Origin of the sequence: Acinetobacter soli (genome assembly GCF_000760595.1) — a bacterium.
Classification (GTDB): domain Bacteria; phylum Pseudomonadota; class Gammaproteobacteria; order Pseudomonadales; family Moraxellaceae; genus Acinetobacter; species Acinetobacter soli.
On sequence record NZ_BBNM01000002.1, the window covers coordinates 378,607 to 398,165 of the forward strand.

The following is a 19,559-nucleotide window of genomic DNA, read 5'->3' on the forward strand; positions in this document are numbered from 1 at the left end:
TTAGGCATGTGTGGTATCGTCGGAGGCGTTGCAGAACGCAACATTAGTGAGATTTTAATTGAAGGTCTCAAACGCCTTGAATACCGCGGATACGACTCTGCGGGCGTTGCATTGGTGAGTCCATCGCATATTCTGCGTGAGCGCCGTGTGGGAAAAGTGGCTAATCTGGCCGAGGCCGTTGTACAGAGCAAATTAAGCGGCTCTTTAGGTATTGCACATACACGCTGGGCCACGCATGGTAAACCGACCGAGCACAATGCGCATCCACATATTTCGGGTGATGTGGCTGTGGTGCACAATGGTATTATTGAAAACTACCAAGAGCTTAAAGACGACCTAGAAGCGCTAGGCTACATCTTTACCTCACAAACCGATACCGAAGTCGTGGCGCATCTGGTGCATCACGCACTCAAAAAGCAACCAAGCCTGCTCGATGCCGTTCGTAGCGTAGTGCCAGAGCTTAAAGGCGCCTATGCACTAGGCATTGTACATAAGGATCATCCAGATGAGTTGATCACCGTACGTGAAGGTTCGCCTCTGGTGATTGGTGTGGGGATTGGTGAAAACTTTATCAGTTCAGATCAGTTGGCGCTTTTACCTGTGACCAATCGCTTTGTGTATTTGGAAGAAGGTGATATTGCCCGTCTGACCCGTGACAGCATTGAAATTTATGCACATGGCGAAAAAATCGAGCGTCCGGTTAAGGAGCTTGATGCTGCGGTCAGTAATGCATCAAAAGGCGAATACAAGCACTACATGCTCAAAGAGATTTATGAGCAGCCTGAAGCCATTCAACAAACCATTTCACAAGCCTTAAATGGCAATGCATTGCGTGATGATTTCTTGCACTTGGCCGAAGTGGATTTTAAACAGATCCAAAACGTACAGATTATTGCCTGCGGTACCAGTTACCACGCCGGTATGATTGCCAAGTACTGGTTTGAGCAATTGATTAATGTGCCGTGTCAGGTGGAGATTGCCAGCGAGTTTCGTTATCGCTCACCAGTGATTGTGGCGAATACTTTGTATATCTGTATTTCTCAGTCTGGTGAAACTGCCGATACCTTGGCAGCGCTACGTGACACACAAAAGCGTGCCAAAGCCAAACATATTCAGATCTCGACTCTGACCATTTGTAACGTGGCCACCTCATCGATGGTACGCGAAACAGATCATCATTTGCTAACCCTCGCAGGCCCAGAAATTGGCGTGGCTTCGACCAAAGCCTTTACCACCCAGCTTGCAGCATTGATGCTACTCATTTTGAAAATTGGTCAGGTGAAGCAGCAAATTGCCGCTGAACAAATTTCAGAGATTGCATCGCAATTGTGGCATTGTCCAAAAGTCATGCTCGATACTTTGCAACACAATACGGAAATTTTACGTTTATCTGAACTGTTTGTTGAAAAGCAGCACTGCTTGTTCTTGGGCCGCGGTACACATTATCCGATTGCCCTTGAAGGTGCATTGAAACTGAAAGAAATTTCGTATATTCATGCCGAAGGCTATGCCGCGGGTGAATTAAAACATGGCCCGTTGGCCTTGGTCGATAACGAAATGCCTGTGGTCATTTTGGCGCCGCAAGACGATATGCTCGATAAACTAAAATCGAATATGGAAGAAGTTCAGGCACGTGGCGGTGAACTGTTTGTGTTTGCCGATGAAAACAGCGGTATTCGCGACAAAGACCGTCAGCATGTGGTTTTAATTCCAGATGTGAATGCTTGGCTGGCACCGATTGTGTACAGTATTCCGGTACAGTTACTGTCGTATCATGTGGCGGTATTGCGTGGTACAGATGTCGATCAGCCACGTAACCTTGCAAAATCAGTTACCGTAGAGTAAGCAACTGATTTTGAAAACTAATTTTTGTATGAGAGTAATAAATATATACTTAGTGAAATCATATAATCAAACCTAATCAAAAAAGATCTGTTCTTAACAAAACAGATCTTTTTTTATTCAAAATAAAAGTTATATTCTAAGTAAAACTATAATCAAATAATCTAAGGACAATGCAATGGACTTGGTTAGATTGAATGCAAAAGTCTATAGAAGTAAAACAGGTGTCTACACTGAAATTCCAGTCCTTTTGACGGAGTATGGGGTCATAGACTCCTTTGTTGAGTTTTTCCTTGATCATAGCCATATACGTAGCAGAAGCTGGATGGAGAAACACATAATAGCCATAAAATTATTTTTAAATTTTTTAGAAGTAAACTTTCAAACTCTCAGTACTCCAAAAGAATTATTCAAAGTTTTTGTTCAACAATTATACACTGGTAGTATTGGTTTAGATGGATTTGATCCATCTAAACTTTATTGGAAACCTAGAAAAATTACGACAGCAAATAGTCTGATTAATTCATTAACAGATTATTTTGATTGGATTTCAGAAAATAAAAATCTTGAAAGTATTAATCCTTATATACCTAGCAGTAGCTATGAAGAAAAGTTATTTTGGGGTGCATGGCATCATAAGCATAATCGTTCCTTTTTAGCACATACTTGGGATAAAAATGCAGCACAAACCCTTTCTGAAAAAACTAGATTTTCTCAAAAAGCTCGCAACATATCCTCACACTTAGATCCTGTGAAATTTTTCCCCGATCAATATTTCACTCAATTATTGTTTGAGGGATTTACAAATTATGGAAGTGAACAATCATTATCAGTTTTCGAAAAACTAAATATTAGAGATATTTTAATTACATTACTGCTCAATGGTGGTGGTTTAAGAACTAGTGAACCATTCCACCTATATTTATCAGATGTAACTTTAGATCCAATTTTATACAGAGAAAAACATATCGAAACTGCTCTTGTAAGAATCTATCACCCCTCAGAAGGAACTGCACCAGAGGGTTGGAGCAATGCCAATCCCAAGGTACAAAGAACACATAGAGAAAGTTATCTCAAAAGCAAGTTTGGTCTATTGCCCCGCAATAAGGTCAGTGATAGAACTTATAGAGCAGGCTGGAAGATTCGTAAATTAGATAGTGAAAAAGAAAAATTTATAACAGTGCAATGGTTTCCCCAAATTTATGGTCAGTTGTTTTATAAACTATGGAAATTATACCTAGTACAAATTAGAGAGATTGAAAAGAACCATCCTTTTGCCTTTATCACATTATCAGGCGCAACAATAGGTTCACCTTTATCAATTTCTGCCTATTATCAAAACCATGCCAATGCAGTTAAAAAAATTGGACTACCATCAGCTAAAAATAATGGCACTAGCCCACATGGTCATAGGCATGCATATGGTCAAAGACTTAAAGATGCCAATATAGATCCGATTATTAGAAGAAATGCCTTGCACCATGCAAGCCTAGAGTCTCAGCTTGTTTATTGTGAACCTCAAGTTGAACAGGTATCAAAAATTTTAAACTCGATCGAAGATAATATTGCTTCAAGTAAAGCATCAGACCCGAATATTAAAGTGTTTTTAGAAAACTGCTTTAAGGATGTAGATCCTACTGAACTATTATCAGGACAATCATGGTTATTAAAGGGATAATAAAATGGGAAAATTACATGCAAGAGGTAATGGCATTACAGAAGATATCGACTTTAATTGGTTATATCAAATGTATGGCATGGAATATAAAAATTGGAGCAATTTGGCACAGAGATGGCTGAAGCTACAACCCAAAGCTCTTTCAAGTAGAAGAAATTCGCTCAGCCGTTTTTTTCGCTCCTTTTTAATTCCATTAAAACTACCAACTAACCCATTAATTTTCTTCGATCGTAATACAAATATTCCTGACTTTTTTGAGGAATGCATTCATCCAAGCCGAGATGACCAAATCTCAATTACTCATAGACAGGCTGTAACCTATAACAATTATGTACGTGAATTTTTAGATTTTTCTTTACAAGAATTAGTCGGAATTGAAGATGATTTTGGTCACAACACAATTCCAAACCAATATAGAAATCCGTTAAAGAAAAAAACTCGTTCAGGTATTACGGTTTCAGAAACTATAAAAACTCCCTTACCTTATAACTATATTCAAGAATTACGAGAAATTATTTGCTCTGCTGAAGCGACCAGTTTCAAGGATTGGAAATGGGCGCAAGAGGCTGGTGATGCTATAAGTTTAGGCAAATCTGGCGGTGACTGGTACGAGGTAACTTCTGAGAATATTAATTTCGAAGATCCTAATTGTGTATGGCGTAAACGTATTATCCCCAAAGGAAAAATGTATCAAGGTTTAAAATTATATAAAGATCGATCAGTCCTAGAGATGTGGTGTCCTGCTAATGCTGTTGCCTTATATGTAAAATTAGAATTACCGCTTAGAACCTCTCAAGTTCGTTGGCTTGATTCAGGAGAAGCTGATTTATGGCGTTACGAAAATGGTAATTGGATACTTAACTCTCATCACCTAGCTCCAGTAACTAAAATAGAGCGAGCCAATTATTCCATAGGTCGTGGAGTATTTAGAAAAGTTTCTGATCTTCAAAATAATTCAACTTCTTTATTTATCAATACAAATAAGACAGCGGATGTTTATAAAGATGGGATGTCAAAAGGATACACAATTCCGTGGCAGCACGAACGTGTCCTAAAGTGGCTAGAGGCTCTCCGTAATTGGCAAGAAAAATATAATCCAATTGAACGACCAACGAGATGGACTGAATTAAAACGGAAAAATATTGGTGATTTAAAGAGTGAACAACAACTAAAAGAGATGCCTCCAACGTGCTTTTTATTTAGAAATAGAGCTGTTGAACTAAGTGAAGATTTTGCATTTCCTGTTTCAGACAAAGATGTTATGCGTTTATGGTTCAAATTATTAAAAAATCTTGAACAACGATGCTTTAATCGTGGTGAGACCTTAACAAACGGAGAGCCCATTCAATTTGTCAAACCAAGCCAAGGTATTTTTACCAACTACACTACAACATTCTTTCCTCTGCACTCTCTAAGAGTGTCATTAATTACGAGTTTTGCTCTTGAAGGTGGTGTACCTATTCCGATCCTTTCTAAGCTCGTTGCTGGTCATAGTCGAATCATCATGACTTTGTATTACACAAAGGTTGGACAAGCCTATATGCAAAAAGTTATGAATGAAGCAGAATCAAAACTAGAACTTACATCAAAAGAAAAATTTAAAGAATTTCTTATCAATTCAGAATATGAACAAATCAAAAACTCGGTAGCTTTTCAGGATATTTCATCTCTAAATGCAATTGCTACGAAAACAGAAGTAAGTTGGCAAATGATGGATCGAGGGATCTGCCCCGTTGGATGTCAAGGATGTGAAAATGGTGGAGAACAATTTGCTAAACTTGGAAATGCCCCTATTAGTTATAGTCCAGTAGCTCGTGATTTTCAGGGAAACTCCAAAAATTGTGTTCGTTGCAGATGGTTTATTACAGGACCTGCTTTTCTACCCAGTTTAATTGTTCATTTTAATAATCTAAGTTATGAATCAAGTTGTTCTTCAGATCGATATAGAAAATTCGAGTCTGAGCTTGAAGAACTAAAACTAAATAAATTTACTTCTGAAGATCGAAAAGAAATTTTCTATGATGAACAAAAATTAAAAAATGCTGAATTTCAATATGAAAGAGAAGCAACAAAAATAGATTCAATCATGAATGATATGCATGCAACCTACAAACTCATTTCTCAGTGTATTCAGATTATGAATCAAAATTCAGATAAAAAAATTCAATTGATTGGTAATCAATTACCTGAAAATATCACGATCAATATTGAAGAAGTAAGTGAGTTTTCACAATTAGAAATTATTTGCAGACATGCTGAATTTTACCCATCCTATGATGCAACTAAAGCAGCTCTTAAGCGTGGTCAAGCGATTGATTTAATGCTTAAGGCTAATCAACAAGATCCTATTCTTTTATACTTATCGGAAGAGGAGCAACTGAAAGTTGGAAATCAAATTATGATTTTAATTGAAAATAGAGTTGGGTCATTTGAAGGGGCAATCAGATTCATCGAGAGTCAAGGTAAATTATCAGAAATCAATCTTCTTGATATTCAAAGGCTAGCTTTCGACTCAACCAGTCCAAAACATATTCAAATTAGAACTATTTCATAATTACATTAGAGACTATTTGCTATGGAAATAGAAAAACTTTTTGAAAATCTTATGAATGAGGCTAGTTCAAGAAGACAAACCTCGCTTCGTATTATTAATAATATATGCAATGAGCAAATATTAAGAAATAGCCCTGATTTTTCTATCGCAACTATTGGGAAAATTTCTAAATTACAAGGTGGTCCATCTGAACAAGCCATAAGAAACAAAAATGGTGAATCCTATCGCTTGCTCATAACAGCTTGGTCCAATAAATCCAAACAGAAGAATAAGTCCATTTCTAGACCTGATAATTTTGACCTTTTACAACATATTCAAAATCCATCTATCCGAGCTGAAGTTGGCTTACTGCTCGCTGAAGTTAAGCAACTTCGAGGTGAAAATAGAATACTCAAAGCCTTAAGCAAAGATAAAATTATTATTGATCGCAGTATGCATATTGATAATCACACCACCTCTAATATTGAATTTATACCTAATTTCACATTTACTACAGCCGAAAAGCATGCTTTACATCAAGCTATAAATCCTCAGATTATTGAAGACAACGGTTGGTCAATTCAACAAAATGGTTCTATCTTAAATGAAAATGGTCGAAAGATTTTCGAAGCCTATTTTGTTTCAGCCATCAAAAAAGTCCTAGATTCTGATCATTAATCATTGTTTGATAACTCTGTAAACTGTAGCAACACCGCAGCCCACGGCTTTGGCTATTTCTTCTTTTGTTAAGCCTTTATTATTTAGTTCTTTAATTCGTGCATGTTTGGCTATATCTGCCTTTTTTCCTGTAGGCTTATATCCACTTCTTTCTAAACCTTGCTTAATTCGCTCTCTACGCTTGTCGTTATCTAAACGAGCCATAGTCGCTAACAAATCAATCAGCATATTATTGACAAGGCTGAGAATTGAGCTAGTGATGTTATCAGCTGAATTGACTAACATATGTGTAGTAGGTAAATCAGCAACTACTAGTTTTAAACCTTTCTCTTTAATGCGACCTTTCAACACTTCAAAGTCATTTTGTGAAAGTCGAGATAGGCGATCTACACTCTCAACTAATAATGTATCGCCATTAGATGAATCGTCAAGGAGTTGATTTAGAACTGGTCTATCAAGCTTTGTGCCCGATTCATTCTCTATATACTCATTAACGTCACCTTTAATGGATAAGGCAAAGTTTTTAAGATCAGCTAGTGCCCTTTCTGCATCTTGATCTTTAGTACTAGCTCGAACATAAATTCTTGTAGTCATCTATCATTTAACAACTAAATTCAAACATCAATGATAATACTATCATTAAATTCAAATAAATAGTTATATGATAGTTAGATTATCACTTAATCAGATTCTCTTTAGGGTATAGTCAAATAATAAAGAACTAGTGGGTGTGCTAGAATGTGGAGTTGTGATTTTAAAAGTACAAATGGCTCTAAAAGTTTAGAACCATTTGTTAATTTTATCAAAGAAGTACTTTTATAATTCCAATTGTTGTTTTTGCAGATACTAGGCAAGCTATTCTATGGAAGTCATCATTTTTTCCTGGTGTCCCATTATCAACAACTGCTTTAGCACTAAAAAACATTGGTTTAAAATCTGTTAATCTTGCTGCTTCATAAAGAGCATATGATTCCATTTCAAATGCTGCAATTTTTCTATGTTGCATATTTATAATTTTATTAAAATTTTCATCTGCAACTACTGCACTACCACTAGATAAAATACCCAATTTAATGGAAGTGCTAATTTTTTCAAGATGTTGAGGTATTTCAGATCTATTGGGAGAAATATCACTAAGGATATGATTAACAAAACCCTCTCTAGAAATTAATTCTTTGATCTTTAATTTCACTGTATGATCAAGCTGAATTGAGTAGGGTTCAGGTGTAAATCCATCTGCAGTCCATTTACCAGAATCATGTTGGTAACATAGTTCGGGAATAGTAATATCATAAATTTCTGATTCCCCTTCTATTCCTGCACAAATTCCACTCATTGCAATCAGCTTAGGTCTGAATATCTGTAATGCCATAGTTGAAGTAATAGCTGCATCAACTAATCCCATTCTTGGGCAAGTAATTACTAATCCTTTGAGGCTGTCTAGTTTAATCTCTAAACAGTCTAGACCTTGAATTGATTTAGATTCAGAAATGTCTAGACCTATACTTCTATATGCATTGGTTTCTTTGGGTAAAGCACATACAATAACAAAATCATATTTGGGTGGGGGGAGATTATCTATTAAGCGCTGTAGAAGTGGTTTTCTCCAAGCTTCTTTCTCACAAGAAAAAGTTATTACATTGATATTATGACTATTTAATTCTTCAAAATTATCAATAGCAACAGCATCAAACTGTGTTAGAGCAAGTACAGGAGTCCTAATATTTGGACAATCTTCATCTCTTAAGTCATATATAATCGATCCACTTAAATCGATTGGGGCACTTTGAGGATGTGTAGGTACAATTAAATCAATAATAATTAGATCATAAATTTCACGCTCTAACTTTTTGATAAAATTAGTACGATCTTCAGAACGATCAATTTTTATGTCAGGGTTAAAATTTAAAATTTCTTCTGAAATTAAATTAAATTTATGAGTTTCATCTTCAAGAATTAAAATTTTCATACGATTGTAAAAGCTCTTTGAGGTCTTCTTTCCATGTTGTTGTATCTTCTGAATATTGTATACATCCTAACACTGTACAATCTAGCAATTCTTTAATATTAGAAGAGGCAAGATCAATAGGAAAATATTCACCACATATTTCAACATCAGGATATTGAGTCAGAACGATACAATCATCTTTACGATCTAAATATTGAACTTCAAGAATTACTTGTAATCCTCCATTCAGTAAACTTATTGGAGAACCTGTTCCTGATTCTATAGGGTGGCTTGGTATTGCCATATCAACTAATATTAAGTGAAAAATAGATTCATTGATTAGGGTTATAGCGTTTTGAAGGTTTGTAGCTACTACAATATTAATATGTTCCATATTGGCATAGAGAAAATCCTTTAAACTTTTTAATTTAAAACTATCATCCTCTACAATTAAAATATCAAACATTATGTAATACCTTATATGAGAATATTATATTTACTTTGCGGTTTGAACATTCAATTTTTTCTATTACGAAATTATTATCATATTTCATAAGATGGTATAATTTTTTTATTCCACTTCGATCTTCAGATAACTGTGCATTATCAATGTCCATTTCTTGATCGACTTGGAGTCTACTATTGATATAATCTTCGTTGTCGGTATCTTTTATATCAGAGCTAACAGAAACTATAATTTTATAATTTGATGGATCAATTGTATAGAGTTTTTCTAAATGGCTAGTTGGTTTTCCATGTTTCGCTGCATTATAGATAATCACATATAATGCATCATATATAACATGATACGCTCCACCAAATAATTCGAAATCGAATTGATTATCTCCATCTATATCTTTGAACAAAGGAAACGTGTCTCTGACTTCTTCGATAACAGCTTTAAAGAGAAGTGATAAACTTGCTTTAGGTGCCACTGAATGAGGTCTTTTGAACCATTCATATATAGAAATAAATTTATCATTAATTGTTCTATGTAACTCTAATGTAAAACTAGTTGTTAGTTCCTTAATTCTTTGATTTTGGTTGGTTTTTAATTGTTCTATTTTTGTTTTATTTAATATTTCATTTTTTTGATTTTTAAGAAAATCATTAATATTTCTTAAATCAATTACGATTAAGCGCCAGCAATATTCAACAATAACGGTACTTAAAGAACTAGTGCCATTTTTTGAAATAAATTCAGAAATTATATTCTTGGCACAAGCATGAGCAACATCTGTTTTACTAGGAGAATTTAGGTCAGTTTGTATTAAACCATCTTTATTTTTGGTAGATTGAATATGTAAATTATGCCGAATGATATTATCAATTGTTTTCTCATATTCATTTTTCCAAATTTTCCATTGAGTTAGAAAGGAAGGGTCGGATAGAAGCACTTCGTATTGTTCCTCTAAAGGGATAATTACATTTGAAAATAAATGTCCTTTAAAAGTACCATGTCTAATTCTCCGACCAAGATATGATGAAATCCCAAATATCTTATTATTACAAAATTCAAAGTATGCTTTTTCTATTAGTAATAATAATTGAGGAGAGTCATAATAATCTAATAAACCATTTTGACTCAAACTTGATAAACAGCTATTAAATTCTCTTAATATATCATCGCATATCCATTCATTAAATCTAAAAGAATCAACATAAATTCTGTTGTCATCAATTTCATTTCTTATTCTATTAATTTGGTGATCAATTAGAAGGGTTCTTGCTCTATCATTATATTGTCTGTCCCCTGTAAAATCACCCATCCAAGTATGTAGGTCTGCTCTTGTTTCAGTTATTTTTAAAGTTGTAGGAATAATTTGAGACATTGTAGCAATGAAATCTTCCGTGCATAATTCATAAGTATACTCAGCCACAGCTTTTGATTTTGTTGATAAGTATTTTACAAAGTCGACTAAATTGCTATTGAATCTTTCAATAGTAATTTTTTGAATATATTTTTTTAATCGATGATTATCTTTTTCATTTCTACTTTTTTTACCTATGAGGAGATAAAAAATGATCTGTGACTCTAGACAGTCCGTTTTTTCTGCTGCCATTCTTAAGTGTTTTTGATCTACTGTCCGTGATAGATCTTGGGTTCTTCCCATTAAATTATATAAACTTGATAATGAGATTATTACATTACCTTCATTTTTCATCATAATGTTATTAAAAATTGAAGATCGTGTTATAGATCCAGATTCTTCTAAGATTTTTAAATCTGAATAATTATGTGTCGTCAAACTTTGTGAAATGGATAATTCATCTAAACTTAAATCAGCTATCCATTCATTTATTATATGTAGTTGTTCTTTAATTTCTATTTTCCCCATAGATTCACTATAGAAATTGTCATTTAAAATTCTATATTTATAAATATCATTGATCTCGTACCATGCACTGGAATGTTTGTAAAATATATCTTCACTATCTGTTTCATAATTATTCATATAGAATTTTGCTAAGTCATTTAAATCTATGCATGGATTTTTTATTGATATAATATTGTCAATTATATCTAGAATTTTTAGATTTAGAAAATTATTATTATATTTTAAAAAGAACAAACCATCTATTAAAGAGCTTTGTATATTGCTTAATAATTTTTCATTTATTTCTTCAAGATTGTGGCTTTGTAAATGTGTGAAAGGTATTTCTGATATGTGTTTGCAAAACAAGCTTTTTTCATGCCTATTAATTATGGATTTTTTAAGTCCTAAATAATCTATATCGATTTGATAGCATTGCTGTAACGAGCTAATAATTAAATTTCGCCCCGTAGAGTTGTATTCACTAATAAATTTTTGAACAAAATTTAGATTATTTTTATCATTATTTAATTCTTTTATTAGAAGAATCTTTCTTAATAAAAAATGACTATAACCAAATTTTTGGTAAATTTTTTCAATTTCAGAATCAGATTCTTTATACTTTTTGGTTACAATTAATTTATTTAAATTATCTATTTTTTTAAAAAAATCATTTAACTTGTTTTTATTTTGTAATGCTAATAATTCTACGATCTTTACTTGTTTTTTAAACTCAATACATTTTAGGCGTTGAAAGTCATCATAAACTTGGGCGGTAGTAGGGAAGTAGTCAGGAATAACTTTTCTTTCATAATCTTCAATCTTAGTTAGAGCATTATAAATTTTTACTAAATCTTTGCACTGATACAGTTTTCTAAATTTATTTAAAACTTTAATTTGATCTTGGTTTGGATCAAAGAGAATTGGTCGTAAAAGATTGCGAGAAGCAACATCTAATTTCTTAAAGTTCTGAAGAAACTCTGATTGATTAATTGTTATTTTTTTAATATTAAAGTGATTGGTATTTGTACTTATATTCATCAATCTTTCCTCCCCCTTTGATTGAGCTATAGATTTTACTGCTAATTTGATTTAATTTCATTCACTTTTAATTGGGCTTAGGTTAATAATTTGCATCCTTGATTAATCCAATTTTATTAGATATGCAAATACAATAAAGGTAAAAGATGCGTTTGACTATATCTTTGATAAAAATAATGCTTTAAGGAGTTTCAATGCATACATGATAGGGGTGGCATATGATGATAGTGATTCTTTCTTTTTCGTTAATCTCACCATAGATGATGAAGATATAGAAAATAATGCGCTTTACTACCATGCTCATGTTATAAGTGGAAAAATTCGAAGTCCAGAGGGAGAAGAGGATTTTTACAGTGCAGAGAGCATTGAAGACTTGCTTGATCAATTGCCCCTGATTGCTTCTGATTTAAGCTATCATGTCTATAAGCTAGATGAGGATGTGTTAGGGCTAAGTAGTGAATATACCTTAAAATCGCTCTTTCCTAGACTACCTAACCCTGACATTCATGATCTAGATGAATTTAAAGTAGAGGCTATTAAGTTGGTATCTATGCTTAACCATTAATATGATAGAGTTATTTTTTATTCAAGTTATTGTAATAGCAGGTTTTTTACTTTTAAAAACGAGTACCTTGGTGAGTACCTTTAGAATTTTTAATTTCAATAAATTTAATTAAAACAAATAGATGTGACTGTATATTGATCCCGACCCTCGGAATAGGTTTTTCATTAATTCTATAAATTAAAGAAAGTTAAAAATTGTGGTTAGCTGGATAGCTTACTACGATAAGAAACTAAACCATGCTGGATGTATGATGATATATAATCAAAAACTATTTACATAAAATTAGATACTTAGTAAGTTTGATTATACACTCACTAAGTGTTTATAAAGTACTTTCATACAATTTTGTATGAGAGTACTTTGTAAATATTACTTAATAGAGTCTCATACTGAATTACTTAAAAAATCCACACAAGCGATGCTCTAGAAAAGCATCGCTGTGTGGATTTTTTTATGTTTGTGAAATAAGCCGCTAAATTTAGATTCTATTTGGCATCAACAATTCAACCTGCATCTATTGCAGGTTTTTTTATCTATTTAAATTTTTATCTATCAATATAATTACATTATACATAAATAAATTTCGTATTGCGTAATTATAAAAAATCCGTATGATGAAAGATAAAGAGATTACTGATATGCCAAGGAATGCTGACATGAGCGCGCATTTATCTTCATTTATCGAGGTTTCCCCGACTTCGGATTTTCCTATTCAGAATTTGCCTTACGGAATTTTTAGCGAAACCACAACAGGTAAACGCCGTGTAGGCGTGGCACTCGGCGACTGGGTGGTCGATCTGGCGGCACTTGAGCGTGCAGGGCTTTTAACTCTCCAAGAGGGTGAACAGTTTTTCGACCAACCTACCTTAAATAAATTTATTGAAAGTGGTAAAGCACATTGGCACAGCACGCGACAAACCTTGCAGCGCTTATTGTCTAAAAATGAAGCGACGCTTCGCGATAACACCACGCTTCGCCAGCACGCTTTTTATCAGCAAAGCGACGTGGTGATGCATTTACCTGTACATATTCCGGGCTATACCGATTTTTATTCGTCTAAAGAACACGCCACCAATGTGGGCTGCATGTTTCGTGACCCCAAAAATGCGTTATTGCCGAACTGGTCTGAGCTACCTGTGGGCTATAACGGACGCGCCAGCTCGGTGGTGGTAAGCGGTACCAATATTGTGCGTCCATCGGGTCAAATCAAATTGCCCGATCAGGAGCGTCCTGTCTTTTCAGCCTGTCGCAAGCTGGATTTTGAACTGGAAACGGGCTTTATTGTGGGCAAGGCAACTCACCTAGGTGAACCGATTTCAATTGAAAACGCATGGGATCATATTTTTGGTGTGGTGCTGTTTAACGACTGGTCGGCGCGCGATTTGCAACAGTGGGAATATGTACCACTCGGGCCGTTCAATGCCAAAACTTTTGCCTCTTCCATCTCGCCATGGATTGTCACGCTAGAGGCACTTGAACCGTTTCGAACGCATTCGCCACAACAAGATCCACTGCCACTGGCTTATTTACAAGAAGATCTTTCGGCCAACAGTTACGACATTCATTTATCGGTAGAACTCAAAGCTGCCGAACAACAACATGCAGATGTGATTTGCAGCACCAATTTTAAATATATGTACTGGTCGATGGCACAACAACTAACCCATCACACGGTGGCAGGCTGTAATGTACAAGTGGGTGACTTGATGGGGTCAGGCACTATTTCTGGCCCGACTCCAGATTCTTATGGCTCGCTGCTTGAACTCACATGGAATAATACGCGTCCATTACAACTTTCAAACGGTGAGCAGCGCGGCTTTTTACAAGATGGCGATACGCTAATCATGAAAGGTTATTGTGAAAAAAATGGCTTACGGATTGGCTTTGGCGAAGTGACAGGCACGATCTTGCCGGCACGTCAATTCGCTTTTCAAGAAACCGAAGCACAGGAACGCACCGACTATGCAACTGTATAGCTATTTTAGAAGCTCGGCGGCGTTTCGAGTCCGCATTGCACTTGCCATTAAGGGACTGACTGCCGAAATTGTACCCGTTCATTTACTTCAAGATGGCGGTCAGCAACACTCACCTGCGTATGCACAGCTTAATCCGAGCGAGCTGGTGCCGACCTTACAAGACCAAGAGCGTGTTCTGACCCAGTCGCTGAGTATTCTTGAATATCTTGAAGAGCAATATCCAGATCGAAGACTTTTGCCGCAAGCGGCCCATTTACGCGCCCAAGTTCGTGCCTTTTGTCTCAATATTGCCTGTGATATTCATCCGCTAAATAACCTGCGGGTACTGCAATATTTAACAGGTACGCTTAAGCTCTCTGATATCGAAAAAAATCAATGGTATCAGCACTGGATTGTGACTGGCCTAAATAGCCTGGAAGCCCAATTACAGGCGACGGCAGGTAAATTTTGTTTTGGTGATCAGCTGACCATGGCAGATTGCTGCCTGATTCCACAAGTTTATAACGCCAAACGCTTTCAAATTGATTTAAGCGCCTATCCACTCATTGAAGCGGTCTATGCACAGTGTATGACCCTCCCGGCGTTTATTGAAGCGGCGCCAGAACAACAACCCGATGCTGCATAAAATAAGGACATGAGCATGACATTTAAAATCGAACAAATCCACCATGTGGCTTATCGCTGCAAAGACGCCAAAGAAACCGTCGAATGGTACAAAAAGAATCTGCATATGGATTTTATTTTGGCCTTTGCCGAAGATCATGTGCCTTCAACCAAAGCCTTCGACCCATATATGCATCTGTTTTTAGATGCGGGCAATGGCAACGTACTGGCATTTTTTGAGTTGCCACACCAACCGGATATGGGCCGAGATGAAAACACCCCGAAATGGGTACAGCATCTGGCACTGCGTGTAAAAGACGAAGCCACCTTACTTGAGGCCAAAGCACATCTGGAAAACAATGGTGTGGACGTTCTAGGCGTGACCAATCACGGAATTTTCCACTCGATTTACTTTTTCGATCCGAATGGACACCGTATCGAACTCACTTATGATGATCCGCGCTCGCCTGAAAAGATTGCAAAAATTACCGATCAGATCAAACAAGAGATGCTAGACGAGTGGACACGCACCAAACGTGCCCCACATCATACACAGTTTTTACATGCTGAAGAATTGAGCGAAATCTAATTTTGAGGAGTTATGTATACTGGCGCTATTTTTTTGATTTTTCATGCTATGTTCGAGGCGTGCCGCAATAAGCAGCCCCATAATATCGTATAAGCAGGAGAATGCTTTGGACATACAAAAAATAGAAGATGGCAAACAGGGCATGTTTCAGGCCCTAGATGACGACAAAGTCGCGGGTGAAATGCACTTTACTTGGGTAGGCGATCATAGCCTGAGTATTGACCACACCGAAGTCGAAAGTGCGTATCGTGGAAGAGGCATTGGCCGTGAGTTGCTCGATGCATTGATCAACTTTGCTCGACAAGATCAAATCAAGGTCATTCCACTTTGCCCATATGCAAAATCGGTATTTGATAAACGCCCTGAATTGCAAGATGTGTTGCGAGACGCATAAATATGATTTTGGTCAGTGCCTGTTTGGCTGGTGAACCAGTACGTTACGATGCAAAAAGTTGTCCTGTTGCACTGGTTCAACGTCTGCTGGCACAAGGTCTGGCCAAAAGTATTTGTCCCGAATGCTTGGGCGGATTACCTACCCCTCGCCCTGCTGCCGAAATTCAGGGCGGTTCGGGTGAGGATGTTTTGGCTGGTCGCGCACGGGTGATAGATGCGACGGGTGAAGATGTTACAGCCGCCTTCATCGAAGGTGCCCATCAGGCACTACGCATTGTAAAGCTGCATAATGCCAGCGCAATTGTACTTAAAGAAAATAGCCCCTCATGCGGTTCACACTTTATTTATAACGGGCATTTTAATGGCCAGAAACAGGCAGGTTTAGGCGTAACTGCCGCACTGCTCAAACAGTACGGATTTGATGTTTTGTCTGAACATGAACTTGAAGATTGGTATCAACGACAACACTAATCAACAGATGTTGTATCTGTTTCGTCACGACTTTGACGCGCCCAATAAGTCGCCAGCAACGCGCCTGAGATGTTATGCCACAAACTAAACAAGGCACTCGGTACAGCGGTCAATGGTGACGCCGCGAAATGAACCGCGGCCAGTGCCACACCTAAACCTGAATTTTGCATCCCCACTTCAACCGCAATCGCCTTGCCATCGCGATGCGAGAGCTTAAATGCTCGACTGGCCCAGTAGCCAATTAAAAACCCAAGTCCGTTATGCAGTATCACCACAGATAAAATTAACGCACCCGACTGTAAAATCGCGGCTTTACTGGCCCCAATAATTGCCGCCACAATCGCAACAATCGCCACGACTGAAATCAGCGGCATCACCTTGATATATCGATTCACTTGTACTGCAAAAAAACGTCGTAGCAAGAGTCCAATCACGATGGGCACCAGAATCACTTGTAAAATCGATACAAACATCGACATGGCATCAATCTGAATCCATTGACTGGCCAACAGATAAAAAATAGCAGGTGTCAACAGCGGTGCCAGCAAGGTCGAAACACTGGTACATGCCACCGAGAGCGCAACGTTGCCTCGCGCCATATAGGTAATTACATTCGATGCCGTTCCACCCGGACAACATCCCACCAAAATCACGCCAATCGCGATCGCTGAAGGCAACTGAAATAATTGACACAATAAAAAGGCCAGTCCCGGCATCACCACAAACTGCGCCACCACGCCAATCAATACGGCTTTAGGATGGCGCAGCATGCCTTGAAAATCGTCTAGCGACATGGTCATGCCCATGCCCAGCATAATGATCCCCAGCAGCCATGGAATATAAGCTTTAAGCCATACAAATAAATCCGGCGTCCAGAGTGCCAGCGCAGCAAAGACCACCACCCAAAGGGCAAAGGTTTTTTGCACAAATGCCGTAAAACGAAGTAAAGCTGTCATCAAGAGATAAAACCTTTAAAAACCAAAAGTGAAAAGCATGCTTGCTGAACCTAGTTCAATAACTCACGCGATGAAATGCGTTTCACCCCTGCTTTTAACATATCTTGCCACGCATGCTGTAAAGAGCCATTCATATCGATGGCTTTACAGGCATCAACCACCACGTAGCTATCAAACCCAGCCGCGCAGGCATCTATGGCAGTCCATGCCACACAAAAATCGGTCGCGATACCCACAATATAGACAGTATCGATATCACGCGCCTTTAAATATGCCGCCAGACCAGTTGTGGTCTTACGATCTGCTTCCATAAAAGCGGAGTAGCTGTCGATATCACGGTGAACGCCTTTTCTTAAAATCAACTGTGCCGAAGGTAAATCAAGTGCGGGATGCAATTCGGCATCATGCGTCCCTTGAACGCAATGGCTCGGCCACAGGACCTGATCACCATAAGGCAGTTGAATGTGCTGGTATGGCTGTTTACCTGCATGATTTTGGGCAAAGGAAATATGATCTTCGGGATGCCAATCCTGCGTGATGACAATCGTATCAAAACAAGCACCCAACTGATTAATACACGGAATAATCTGATCGGCATCTGCAACCGCGAGGTGCCCACCGGGCGTAAATCCATTTTGTACATCGACCACAATTAAAGCAACGTGATTGGGTTGTTTCATTTTTCTCTCCATGGAAATTCATGCCCACCGTCGCAGAGCGCTTCAGCAGTCTTTCTTATATGAGGAATCGATCATATTTTAAATATTTCACAGCATAGCAACTCATACGCCGCTGACAAGTCATGTTAAAAAATTCAATGATTGAATGCGTCGCACTGATTATGTGACAGATCGGCCACACCATCCTTTTGAGACTTTGTATTGTGTCAAAGTTTTTACATGCTTTGATCAAAGGATATTGTTCTTATCTCTCTGATCAGTCATAATTTGCATAATAGTCATCCAGCCTACTTGTTTAGGCCGTGACTTACACTCAAAATACTGCAGACCGTCCACTTTTCGTATTTACTATTTCATCCGGATGGAACAATAGGATATTTTTTTAAAATGACTCAGCAAGCACCGACCATTCAAGGTTCAATCGTCGCAATCGTCACCCCTATGTATAAAGATGGCAGTGTAGATTGGAAGGGTCTTGAGAAGCTCGTTGAGTGGCATATCCAACAAGGTACAAACAGTATTGTCGCCGTCGGCACCACTGGCGAAGCGTCAACACTTAGCATGGAAGAACACACAACCGTTATTAAAGAAATTATTCGTGTGGCGAACAAACGTATTCCAATTATTGCAGGTACTGGTGCAAATTCCACTCACGAAGCCATTGAATTGACAAAAGCCGCAAAAGAGCTTGGCGCAGATGCCGCACTTTTGGTGACGCCATATTATAATAAACCAACACAAGAAGGCCTTTATCAGCATTATAAAGCCATTGCAGAAGCCGTAGATATTCCACAAATTCTATACAACGTTCCGGGCCGTACCGGCGTGGATATGTCGAACGAGACAGCAATTCGTCTGTCCGAGATTCCAAATATTATCGGCATTAAGGATGCAACTGGTGACGTGCCACGTGGCAAAGCATTGATCGACGGTTTAAAGGGCAACATGGCGGTGTATTCGGGTGATGACGAAACCGCATGGGAATTGATTACGCTTGGCGCCAAAGGCAATATTTCGGTCACTGCCAATATTATTCCTAAAGCAATGAGTGAGTTATGTGCAACTGCTTTGCAAGGTGAGTCGGAGCAGGCAAAATCGCTCAATGAGCAAGTTGCAAATGTACACAATATTCTGTTTTGCGAATCGAACCCAATTCCTGTGAAATGGGCGCTACATGAGATGGGCTTAATCGAAACCGGAATTCGTCTTCCTTTGACTCCTCTCGCCGAACAATATCGCGAACCTCTCCGTCATCAGCTAAAAGCTGCGGGAATTATTCAATAAGAGCAAA

Annotated in this window: 17 protein-coding genes; 11 read left to right on the forward strand and 6 right to left on the reverse strand. The window is 37.5% G+C overall.

Annotated elements, in window-relative coordinates; translation table 11 throughout:
* Positions 1 to 6 precede the first annotated feature (6 nt).
* The 4 genes from glmS to gmtX all read left to right on the forward strand — a co-directional run bounded on the left by glmS (position 7) and on the right by gmtX (position 6,731).
* Positions 7 to 1,845, forward strand: a complete 1,839-nt coding sequence (gene glmS, locus Aso01_RS04135; RefSeq protein WP_004933726.1) for a glutamine--fructose-6-phosphate transaminase (isomerizing) — start codon at positions 7 to 9, stop codon at positions 1,843 to 1,845.
* A gap of 175 nt (positions 1,846 to 2,020) precedes the next feature.
* A complete protein-coding gene (gene gmtY, locus Aso01_RS04140; RefSeq protein WP_004933724.1) occupies positions 2,021 to 3,520 on the forward strand; it encodes a gamma-mobile-trio recombinase GmtY in 1,500 nt (499 codons plus the stop codon).
* A 4-nt stretch (positions 3,521 to 3,524) separates the two neighbouring features.
* Positions 3,525 to 6,074: a gamma-mobile-trio integrase GmtZ gene (gmtZ, locus tag Aso01_RS04145; protein WP_004933721.1), complete on the forward strand. Its 2,550-nt coding sequence runs from the start codon at positions 3,525 to 3,527 to the stop codon at positions 6,072 to 6,074.
* 21 nt (positions 6,075 to 6,095) lie between these two features.
* The gene (gene gmtX, locus Aso01_RS04150) at positions 6,096 to 6,731 is read left to right on the forward strand and encodes a gamma-mobile-trio protein GmtX (RefSeq protein ID WP_004933719.1); all 636 of its coding nucleotides are present in this window, start codon (positions 6,096 to 6,098) and stop codon (positions 6,729 to 6,731) included.
* Here gmtX and Aso01_RS04155 read toward each other — a convergent pair whose 3' ends face one another.
* The 4 genes from Aso01_RS04155 to Aso01_RS15965 form a co-directional block, all read right to left on the reverse strand.
* Positions 6,732 to 7,325: a recombinase family protein gene (locus Aso01_RS04155; RefSeq protein ID WP_004933717.1), complete on the reverse strand. Its 594-nt coding sequence runs from the start codon at positions 7,323 to 7,325 to the stop codon at positions 6,732 to 6,734.
* 208 nt (positions 7,326 to 7,533) lie between these two features.
* Positions 7,534 to 8,700, reverse strand: a complete 1,167-nt coding sequence (locus Aso01_RS04160) for a 5'-methylthioadenosine/S-adenosylhomocysteine nucleosidase family protein (protein WP_004933715.1) — start codon at positions 8,698 to 8,700, stop codon at positions 7,534 to 7,536.
* Positions 8,681 to 9,145, reverse strand: a complete 465-nt coding sequence (locus tag Aso01_RS04165; RefSeq protein ID WP_004933710.1) for a response regulator transcription factor — start codon at positions 9,143 to 9,145, stop codon at positions 8,681 to 8,683. Before Aso01_RS04165 ends, Aso01_RS04160 begins: the two co-directional genes overlap by 20 nt.
* A complete protein-coding gene (locus tag Aso01_RS15965; RefSeq protein ID WP_004933708.1) occupies positions 9,138 to 12,035 on the reverse strand; it encodes a hypothetical protein in 2,898 nt (965 codons plus the stop codon). The genes Aso01_RS04165 and Aso01_RS15965 overlap by 8 nt, the downstream gene beginning before the upstream one ends.
* Positions 12,036 to 12,237: 202 nt before the next feature.
* Between Aso01_RS15965 and Aso01_RS04185 the strand changes: the two genes are divergently transcribed.
* The 6 genes from Aso01_RS04185 (at position 12,238) to Aso01_RS04210 (ending at position 16,632) form a co-directional block, all read left to right on the forward strand.
* Positions 12,238 to 12,600 carry a hypothetical protein gene (locus Aso01_RS04185; RefSeq protein ID WP_004933706.1) on the forward strand — a complete coding sequence of 121 codons (363 nt, stop codon included), beginning with the start codon at positions 12,238 to 12,240 and terminating at the stop codon, positions 12,598 to 12,600.
* 656 nt (positions 12,601 to 13,256) lie between these two features.
* Positions 13,257 to 14,576 carry a fumarylacetoacetase gene (gene fahA / locus Aso01_RS04190; protein ID WP_004933705.1) on the forward strand — a complete coding sequence of 440 codons (1,320 nt, stop codon included), beginning with the start codon at positions 13,257 to 13,259 and terminating at the stop codon, positions 14,574 to 14,576.
* Complete coding sequence (gene maiA / locus Aso01_RS04195; protein ID WP_004933700.1) at positions 14,563 to 15,201, forward strand: maleylacetoacetate isomerase; 639 nt, start codon at positions 14,563 to 14,565, stop codon at positions 15,199 to 15,201. Before fahA ends, maiA begins: the two co-directional genes overlap by 14 nt.
* Before the next feature lie 15 nt (positions 15,202 to 15,216).
* Positions 15,217 to 15,768 (forward strand): VOC family protein, encoded by a 552-nt coding sequence (locus Aso01_RS04200; protein ID WP_004933698.1) that lies wholly within the window; start codon positions 15,217 to 15,219, stop codon positions 15,766 to 15,768.
* A 106-nt stretch (positions 15,769 to 15,874) separates the two neighbouring features.
* Complete coding sequence (locus tag Aso01_RS04205) at positions 15,875 to 16,162, forward strand: GNAT family N-acetyltransferase (RefSeq protein ID WP_004933696.1); 288 nt, start codon at positions 15,875 to 15,877, stop codon at positions 16,160 to 16,162.
* Between the two features lie 2 nt (positions 16,163 to 16,164).
* The gene (locus Aso01_RS04210) at positions 16,165 to 16,632 is read left to right on the forward strand and encodes a 2-thiouracil desulfurase family protein (protein ID WP_004933694.1); all 468 of its coding nucleotides are present in this window, start codon (positions 16,165 to 16,167) and stop codon (positions 16,630 to 16,632) included.
* Here Aso01_RS04210 and Aso01_RS04215 read toward each other — a convergent pair.
* Positions 16,629 to 17,588: a bile acid:sodium symporter family protein gene (locus Aso01_RS04215; RefSeq protein WP_004933692.1), complete on the reverse strand. Its 960-nt coding sequence runs from the start codon at positions 17,586 to 17,588 to the stop codon at positions 16,629 to 16,631. The two genes, Aso01_RS04210 and Aso01_RS04215, sit on opposite strands and share 4 nt — an antisense overlap.
* Positions 17,589 to 17,638: 50 nt before the next feature.
* Positions 17,639 to 18,268, reverse strand: coding sequence for a bifunctional nicotinamidase/pyrazinamidase (gene pncA / locus Aso01_RS04220; protein ID WP_004933690.1), 630 nt, complete (start codon positions 18,266 to 18,268; stop codon positions 17,639 to 17,641).
* 387 nt (positions 18,269 to 18,655) lie between these two features.
* Here pncA and dapA point away from each other — a divergent pair, with 387 nt between their 5' ends.
* Positions 18,656 to 19,552 (forward strand): 4-hydroxy-tetrahydrodipicolinate synthase, encoded by an 897-nt coding sequence (gene dapA / locus Aso01_RS04225; RefSeq protein WP_004933688.1) that lies wholly within the window; start codon positions 18,656 to 18,658, stop codon positions 19,550 to 19,552.
* Positions 19,553 to 19,559 lie beyond the last annotated feature (7 nt).

What these genes read in the sequence shown, in the direction of transcription:
- maiA (WP_004933700.1), top strand. Translation starts at nt 14,563, where the DNA reads ATGCAACTGTATAGCTATTTTAGAAGCTCGGCGGCGTTTCGAGTCCGC.
- Aso01_RS04200 (WP_004933698.1), top strand. Translation starts at nt 15,217, where the DNA reads ATGACATTTAAAATCGAACAAATCCACCATGTGGCTTATCGCTGCAAA.
- Aso01_RS04165 (WP_004933710.1), bottom strand. Translation starts at nt 9,145, where the DNA reads ATGTTTGATATTTTAATTGTAGAGGATGATAGTTTTAAATTAAAAAGT.
- gmtZ (WP_004933721.1), top strand. Translation starts at nt 3,525, where the DNA reads ATGGGAAAATTACATGCAAGAGGTAATGGCATTACAGAAGATATCGAC.
- dapA (WP_004933688.1), top strand. Translation starts at nt 18,656, where the DNA reads ATGACTCAGCAAGCACCGACCATTCAAGGTTCAATCGTCGCAATCGTC.
- Aso01_RS04215 (WP_004933692.1), bottom strand. Translation starts at nt 17,588, where the DNA reads ATGACAGCTTTACTTCGTTTTACGGCATTTGTGCAAAAAACCTTTGCC.
- Aso01_RS15965 (WP_004933708.1), bottom strand. Translation starts at nt 12,035, where the DNA reads ATGAATATAAGTACAAATACCAATCACTTTAATATTAAAAAAATAACA.
- pncA (WP_004933690.1), bottom strand. Translation starts at nt 18,268, where the DNA reads ATGAAACAACCCAATCACGTTGCTTTAATTGTGGTCGATGTACAAAAT.
- Aso01_RS04160 (WP_004933715.1), bottom strand. Translation starts at nt 8,700, where the DNA reads ATGAAAATTTTAATTCTTGAAGATGAAACTCATAAATTTAATTTAATT.
- Aso01_RS04185 (WP_004933706.1), top strand. Translation starts at nt 12,238, where the DNA reads ATGATAGGGGTGGCATATGATGATAGTGATTCTTTCTTTTTCGTTAAT.
- gmtX (WP_004933719.1), top strand. Translation starts at nt 6,096, where the DNA reads ATGGAAATAGAAAAACTTTTTGAAAATCTTATGAATGAGGCTAGTTCA.
- gmtY (WP_004933724.1), top strand. Translation starts at nt 2,021, where the DNA reads ATGGACTTGGTTAGATTGAATGCAAAAGTCTATAGAAGTAAAACAGGT.
- fahA (WP_004933705.1), top strand. Translation starts at nt 13,257, where the DNA reads ATGAGCGCGCATTTATCTTCATTTATCGAGGTTTCCCCGACTTCGGAT.
- Aso01_RS04210 (WP_004933694.1), top strand. Translation starts at nt 16,165, where the DNA reads ATGATTTTGGTCAGTGCCTGTTTGGCTGGTGAACCAGTACGTTACGAT.
- Aso01_RS04155 (WP_004933717.1), bottom strand. Translation starts at nt 7,325, where the DNA reads ATGACTACAAGAATTTATGTTCGAGCTAGTACTAAAGATCAAGATGCA.
- glmS (WP_004933726.1), top strand. Translation starts at nt 7, where the DNA reads ATGTGTGGTATCGTCGGAGGCGTTGCAGAACGCAACATTAGTGAGATT.